The organism is Bacillus cereus group sp. MYBK216-1 (genome assembly GCF_051916495.1).
In the GTDB taxonomy this organism is placed as follows: Bacteria; Bacillota; Bacilli; order Bacillales; family Bacillaceae_G; genus Bacillus_A; species Bacillus_A thuringiensis_K.
In genome coordinates this window covers 1-6,395 of the sequence record NZ_JBQAGT010000033.1, presented here as the reverse complement: position 1 = coordinate 6,395, position 6,395 = coordinate 1, and the positions used below count along the sequence as shown (strand labels likewise).

The window sequence follows — 6,395 nt, the reverse complement described above, 5'->3', positions numbered from 1 at the left end:
GGTGAGCAACCCATTTTCCAGGTAAAGACTGTGCATCATAGAGGATGTAATCGTATGTTTCTTTGGAGATTTCTTCAAAAATGGAATCAGTAATTCTTTCCATAGCATGAAAGAAGTGTAATAAATACTCTTGAGGATGGGAAGTCATAAGATTCATAGTTTCCGAAAGCTCTCTTTGTGCCTCTTGATTGATAGGACGGAATTGTGCACCTGCTTTTTTGATTTTTTCTTTAAAATCATTTGATGAATAATAGACAATGTTGTCTCCACGTTGTACTAAATCCTGTACTAATCCTAACGTTGGATTTAAGTGTCCTTCTCCACCTATATTGATGTAAAGTGCTTTTTTCATCTTTGTCCCCTCCAGTAAATTTGATATCGTTAAGTGTAAAACGTAAACGTTTTTTTATTTTGTTTGAATTATAACAAACGAAGTAAATAAATGTCTATTTTTATTTTTGAATACCCTTAATTTTTAGAGGGTATTTTATTTAGATAACTTGATGGATATGTGGCGAGACCCCACATCCATCAACTTAAGAAAAAGAAACACCCCAAAAACAAAAAAATGAGATGACTTCTCAAAATAACTAACTGTAGAGAAAGAAAAATTTCATTTAGTGGGTACTTCAAAACCTTAGCTTGATGGCGATGGGGTCACCATATCAAAAAAAGAAAATTGTGCGTATAGACATATTTTTCAAGCGCTTCCTGTACGTTAAGGGACTCGTTATTTTTTTTACAGTTTTTTATTATGAAATTCTAAATAACTAATTATAATAGATGAAAAAAACGATCAATAGTTGGGTTATGGAAAGGATTCGAATTTACATTCTTTCTCAATACATATTATAGATAAATAAAGTAAAATATGGGTTGAAGTTATGTCTCGTGTTGTGTTAATCCTAACAATAACTAAGGGTACATAATATGCTTTCATACCTTTGAATAATTTTGTTATAGGAGGGATGGAGATTTAAATGGCTCAAATTGTTGGTATTGATAGATACCTTTGTACTGGGGCTTTAATCTATATGCGTGAGGGCCTTTCCCTAAGTCTTGTCAGGAAGTAAGGAACAGTAAGCAAACACTGATACAATATGAATAGAGAAGAGGAATGCCTTATGAAAATACGTAGTCAAATTACATGTGCAAGTCTGGCCCTTTTAATAGCTGGAAGTTCCCTGTTATATACAATACCAACCTCAATTGTAAAAGCAGAGCCCACTCAAAATGTATCTAGTTCGTTACAAACAAATACTCAACGAGATCGTACTTCCGTCAAGCAAGCAATGCGGGATACATTGCAACTTGGATACCCGGGGATACTTGCTAAAACTTCTGAGGTTGGAAAAACGTGGGGGTATGCCACTGGAATAGCGGATCTGAGAACCAAGAAACCAATGAAAACAGATTTTCGCTTTCGCATTGGGAGTGTGACGAAGACGTTTACCGCAACAGTTGTACTTCAATTAGCTGGAGAGAATCGCCTGAATCTAGACGATTACATCGAAGACTGGTTGCCTGGTGTCATTCAAGGAAATGGATATGATGGTAACAAGATTACTATCCGGCATATATTGAACCATACAAGTGGTATCGCTGAATACTCAAGGTCAAAAGACGCTGATTTTACGGATACAAAAAAATCGTATACGGCTGAAGAGTTAGTGAAGATGGGGGTTTCTCTGCCTCCAGACTTTGCCCCAGGAAAGGGCTGGTCTTATTCAAACACAGGATACGTATTACTGGGCATTCTTATTGAAAAAGTAACCAGAAACAGCTATGCGGAAGAGATTGAAAATCGGATTATTGAACCACTTGAATTGTCGAATACATTCCTACCAGGCAACTCAAGTGTTATTGCAGGCACTAACCATGCCCGTGGATATGTCCAACCAGACGGAGCAAGCGAGCTAAAAGACGTTACTTATTATAACCCAAGTGCAGCTAGCTCTGCTGGAGATATGATTTCTACTGCTGACGACTTAAACAAATTCTTCTCTTACTTGCTCGGTGGCAAATTACTGAAGGAACAGCAACTAAAACAAATGCTTACTACAGTTCCTACAGGAAAAGAAGGAATCGATGGATATGGTCTTGGAATCTATGAAACTAAGCTTCCAAGCGGTGTCTCGATATGGGGACACACAGGTGGCATTCTAGGGTTTACAACTCTTGTTGGAGGTAAACTTGGGGGCAAGCATACGTTGGTCGTCAATTGGAATAGTTTGGGTAGAATTGATAGTCCTAATCCTTTTAAAAATATTTTACTTGCTGAATTTAGTAAGTAGGAAAAAAGGAAAAATTTATCGTAGTTTTCATAGTTAAAAATATACTTTTCTAGTTCAAAAGCCCTAACTTATTTTCAAGAAAAATTTAGGGCTTTTTTGTTTAGGTGGCGTTTATTCTTCTTAGGTTGATGGATGTGTATGGTGACCCCTGATTTCAAAATAATCATCCTTGTTTTATATTATTTTTATACGGTAAATCTCCCCTTTATTGAAACAGGTATCGCAAAGTTGTTTTTCTTTTGTCAACTGTTCGTTAAATTAAAATTTGCGGACAGTTAGAAAGGGCGTTACTATCCCCTGCTGTAGTTATTCTCGTACTGTAAAAAGATATGAAAGTCTAAACCATTTGGACAAGAAAGTTGACATTATTTTATAAACGATTCCCTCTATCATGTTAAATTTTCAATTAACTGCGAAAAATTGAATGTCAAGCAGTTAAATATACAAAAAGAATCAGGCAATTTTTGCCTGGTTCTTCTGAGCTAGATTTGAGGTTGGAGTTCATTAAATTTAGACGCGATCTCTTCTTTTTCTTTTTGTTCATCTTTTGGTGTATGCGTGAAACATACGGAAATATTCCTTGTACCAATAACCTTATGAGCATCTGGTAAAAGTTTTTCCGTTTTCGCTTTATTTTCTAAACTCCGTTTGTTTCCATTTATATCATTATTAAGGAAACTGCGAAAATAAATTTTTTCTTGTTCATTATCTTTACTGGTAGGATATGAATATGAACAAGCCAATCTATCTTTAAACTTAATACTAGCTTTTGTTGGAATAGCATTATGTAGAGCCTTGAAAAAATCTAGTGGTTTAAAAGGACCGTTTTTTGTATAATCAATTTCCAAGAACTCACAAAGGTCTTTGTATAAACTATCGTTTGGGCCTACTAATGGTAATGTAAATGACTTATATTTCCCTTTAACTTCATATTTTAATGGTAATTCCAAAAATTCTCTAGTTCCTCTTTTAAATAAGCCCAATGTATATACTTTATTTGTAATTTCATCATACTTTTTCTTATTATTTATATCTTTATAATCATGCTTGAAAATTGCACATATTTCTAAATTGTTTTTATAGCGTATTCCATTTACAACCTGGTAATCAATATCATGGCGTAACATATCTTCTGATAAAGAAAACAATCTTCCTAGTTTAATGGTTCCTCCCATGCTAATTCCCCTCTTCGTAAATTGAATATATTTATTTTTTTAGATGTGTACCTTCTTATTGTATGGTATAATTGGAGGATTTTTCAATACATGTGCTGCAACGCTTAGCAATGTTATCCATCCCCCCCACCCATTTTAGTAACTGAATAAGTACCAGTAACATAAATCTTGAAAAAGTGATTTATATAAGAACTAGACGTTATCTGTTCGTTAAGGTAGTAAAAAACCAAAAATTGAACTCTAAAATAAGAGTCTCTTTCCAGGTTTACACTTCAAATAATATAAGATTTTTATTTTTAATGTGTAATATTTACTCTACCGTCTTTGCAGGACTGAATTGATTGGTATGATTCTATGAATCCTATTGTTTCTGCCCATGTATATGTTGTAATTTAAAAGAAAAGATAAAAGTGAATCTAATATTGAAATATTGTTCTACTTTCTGAATGTTTTCATCTGTAATTTCTTTTTTATTTACTCCAATCCAAGTAACGTTTCTCATATGTACTCTTCCTTACGTATCGCTGTCTTTTCCCCAATTTTATATCCACCAGTGTGACCTGTTTTTCGATGTGTTTCATAATCAACAAGTTGCATTCGTCCTGCTTCTTGATGATGATGCCATGTATAATTTTCTGGTACCTCACCTAGCTTGAACAACTCTATTTCTTCTTCTGTGAATTTTGCAGCTAACTTAGGGTCTTTCATTATTTTTTCGTATAATGCTTTACTACATATTCTATCATGTGTTGGTCTAGATTTTTTAAAATCAGCTTCTTTTAATTTAACTTCAGAAATAGCTTTAAAAAATAAGGAAATCATCTAAATCATACCGAATGCCTGTAACAGGATGTTTGTCTCCCGCTAACTCACCCATTCTTAACCTTATTGTCTTCGGGCCATTTGGACCTTCATAAGTATATGGAGCTACTTTCTGTAAGTACTGTTGAATTCTTCCAACTCCCAGATCTAACCATTTCAATTTCTATAGTTTTCACAGTAGCACCTCCTAAACAAAATGGTAAAAATTTATTGCGTTCACCATCACTTTGTTCTTCTTTACAATAAATTTAACCTATTAAGATTTAAAAATCATACAACAAAAGAGGGACTCGGTTTAGAATCACTCTTTTCACCTACCCCTTAACTTCATACCATTTATAATTGAGTTCTTCATCAAAATCACTTGTGACAATTCCTTTGACTGATGAATGTTGCAAGTAAGAACGGCCCATTCAATATTTTCTATTCAAATATGATAGAATAAAAATATATCCAAAACGGAGGGATAACAAATGAACTCAAACACAAAACAGTTTATTTATGATATCCAGCAAAGAAAGAACAATTATATAGAAAATGTATTAATAGCAATACAACATCCTGAAAAAGAGCATTCTGAACAGGTCATTCAAAATATAGTAGAGAAGATGGATATGATGATTAGTTTAGTTACTACTTACATGGCTATTGAATCAGAATCTACAAAAGAATTAAAAGAGCTTCAGAAAGAACTTATTCATGCTCAAGCATATATTCAAAAACGGAAATTTGAAGAAACACAGAGATAAAACCCTGTGTTTTTACTTGGTGGACTATGACATTAATTTTTTATAAATTGGATTATTGTTTTGGCATAATCCATACAATTTGTTGAATGCGTACAATATATGGCGCCGTATCTTCAATGAGCAAATGATCTGGTTTCACATCTTTTAACTTTCCTCTTACATTACCTCTTACAGTTTCAATAACCACATGTTTACCAATTACTGATTGTAATGTCTGATATACGTAGGGATTAGGTGTACTTACCATATGTTGTTCACTCAAGTCATTTCCTTTCGAATAACTCATTCTATAAGACTCCTTTCTAACTTGCATTCTTTCTCCTAATATATGATATAAATCTTATAAATATGCTAGAAGGATAATTCATTATAGGAACGGAAATAACATTTTAATAGGGTACGGTTTCTATTTCTACATTGCTAAAAAAATGATTTATAAAAGCTACTTTTACCAGTTAACAGGAGATGATAAAGGGATATTTTGAATGTACATCTAGTTTGTTCCTTTTAGCATATGTATGATTTTAAATACGCCCTTTATTAGAATAGTGCTCATACTTTTTTTGAGATTCTTTCGTAATACGTGCATTAAGTAAAATTGCTAACAATAAAAACACTCCATATTTTCCTCCTGTTGCTCCTATGATAATCACACTACTACAAACAAGTATAATTAATAGGATAAACGAAACTGAATAAATACGGTCATAATTCTTTGACATCTTTTCGTATTTTATGCGTTCTTCCCTTGCATCCATCTAAATTCCTCCTTTAAATTATCCATTTCACTATCAAATAAATCTCGCCCTTAAAAAGGAAACAATATATCGTTATATAAATTAGTTTGTTTTTTTATCAACTAATTTATATAACGTAAAAAGAAATCCTACCAATATTAAGCTTTCCACCATGATAATCCCGACCCTCTCCTTCCTTTTAGCCCCAACACATCAAATAAAAGTTGCAGCAAACAAAAAGGATCCTCTCTTCTCGCTTCTTTAATTCATTACTTAATTCTTTTGTTAACATTTTTTTCATGTGTGCACTCCTTCTTATTGCTTAATTTACTATTTGTATGTAAATAAAATTTAAAATGGTTTCCTGTTCTGGAAACCATTTTTTGTAGTTGACCATATAGTGTTACCAGTTCGTTTATCAATTTTACGTAAAGAAGATAAACAATTACTATACACTGTCTCATTAGATGTAAGAAACTCTTAAAGATAGCAGTTAAATTGATTATTTTTTCTTCACCTTGACATTTATTACAAAAAATGTTATTATTAAAATGAATTATTTTTGTTCGGTGTAAAGGATTTGTAACTTTTCACCTTTATGATCACTGAGAGCAAGGA

The 6,395-nt window shown here is 32.7% G+C and carries 5 protein-coding genes and 3 pseudogenes; 2 read left to right on the top strand and 6 right to left on the bottom strand.

Translation table 11 applies throughout. From position 1 onward, the window contains the following. Positions 1-352, bottom strand: a pseudogene (locus ACTFRH_RS30760) (macrolide family glycosyltransferase); the annotation flags it as partial. A 772-nt stretch (positions 353-1,124) separates the two neighbouring features. On the opposite strand from ACTFRH_RS30760, the gene ACTFRH_RS30755 reads away from it, so the two are divergent. Then, on the top strand, positions 1,125-2,294 hold the full coding sequence (locus ACTFRH_RS30755) for a serine hydrolase domain-containing protein (protein WP_000702496.1): 1,170 nt from the start codon (positions 1,125-1,127) through the stop codon (positions 2,292-2,294). A gap of 482 nt (positions 2,295-2,776) precedes the next feature. Here ACTFRH_RS30755 and ACTFRH_RS30750 read toward each other — a convergent pair whose 3' ends face one another. The 3 genes and pseudogenes from ACTFRH_RS30750 to ACTFRH_RS30740 form a co-directional block, all read right to left on the bottom strand. Beyond that, positions 2,777-3,469 (bottom strand): DUF6037 family protein, encoded by a 693-nt coding sequence (locus ACTFRH_RS30750; RefSeq protein WP_000509528.1) that lies wholly within the window; start codon positions 3,467-3,469, stop codon positions 2,777-2,779. Positions 3,470-3,869: 400 nt separating this feature from the next. After that, positions 3,870-3,971: pseudogene (locus tag ACTFRH_RS30745) on the bottom strand (SMI1/KNR4 family protein); the annotation flags it as partial. A 12-nt stretch (positions 3,972-3,983) separates the two neighbouring features. Continuing rightward, positions 3,984-4,433 (bottom strand): annotated as a pseudogene (locus tag ACTFRH_RS30740) (HNH endonuclease); the annotation flags it as partial. A 331-nt stretch (positions 4,434-4,764) separates the two neighbouring features. Between ACTFRH_RS30740 and ACTFRH_RS30735 the strand changes: the two are divergent. Next, positions 4,765-5,040 (top strand): hypothetical protein, encoded by a 276-nt coding sequence (locus ACTFRH_RS30735; RefSeq protein WP_001087716.1) that lies wholly within the window; start codon positions 4,765-4,767, stop codon positions 5,038-5,040. A 52-nt stretch (positions 5,041-5,092) separates the two neighbouring features. On the opposite strand, the gene ACTFRH_RS30730 is transcribed toward ACTFRH_RS30735, so the two are convergent. Both ACTFRH_RS30730 and ACTFRH_RS30725 read right to left on the bottom strand, forming a co-directional pair. Beyond that, entirely contained in the window at positions 5,093-5,326 is a 234-nt protein-coding gene (locus tag ACTFRH_RS30730) for a YuzF family protein (RefSeq protein WP_000122389.1), read from the bottom strand. Between the two features lie 238 nt (positions 5,327-5,564). Beyond that, positions 5,565-5,798 carry a hypothetical protein gene (locus ACTFRH_RS30725; RefSeq protein WP_000340014.1) on the bottom strand — a complete coding sequence of 78 codons (234 nt, stop codon included), beginning with the start codon at positions 5,796-5,798 and terminating at the stop codon, positions 5,565-5,567. Positions 5,799-6,395 lie beyond the last annotated feature (597 nt).

Bases quoted from the DNA above. Each gene is read 5' to 3' on its own strand.
- ACTFRH_RS30755 (WP_000702496.1), top strand. From the start codon at position 1,125: ATGAAAATACGTAGTCAAATTACATGTGCAAGTCTGGCCCTTTTAATA.
- ACTFRH_RS30750 (WP_000509528.1), bottom strand. From the start codon at position 3,469: ATGGGAGGAACCATTAAACTAGGAAGATTGTTTTCTTTATCAGAAGAT.
- ACTFRH_RS30735 (WP_001087716.1), top strand. From the start codon at position 4,765: ATGAACTCAAACACAAAACAGTTTATTTATGATATCCAGCAAAGAAAG.
- ACTFRH_RS30730 (WP_000122389.1), bottom strand. From the start codon at position 5,326: ATGAGTTATTCGAAAGGAAATGACTTGAGTGAACAACATATGGTAAGT.
- ACTFRH_RS30725 (WP_000340014.1), bottom strand. From the start codon at position 5,798: ATGGATGCAAGGGAAGAACGCATAAAATACGAAAAGATGTCAAAGAAT.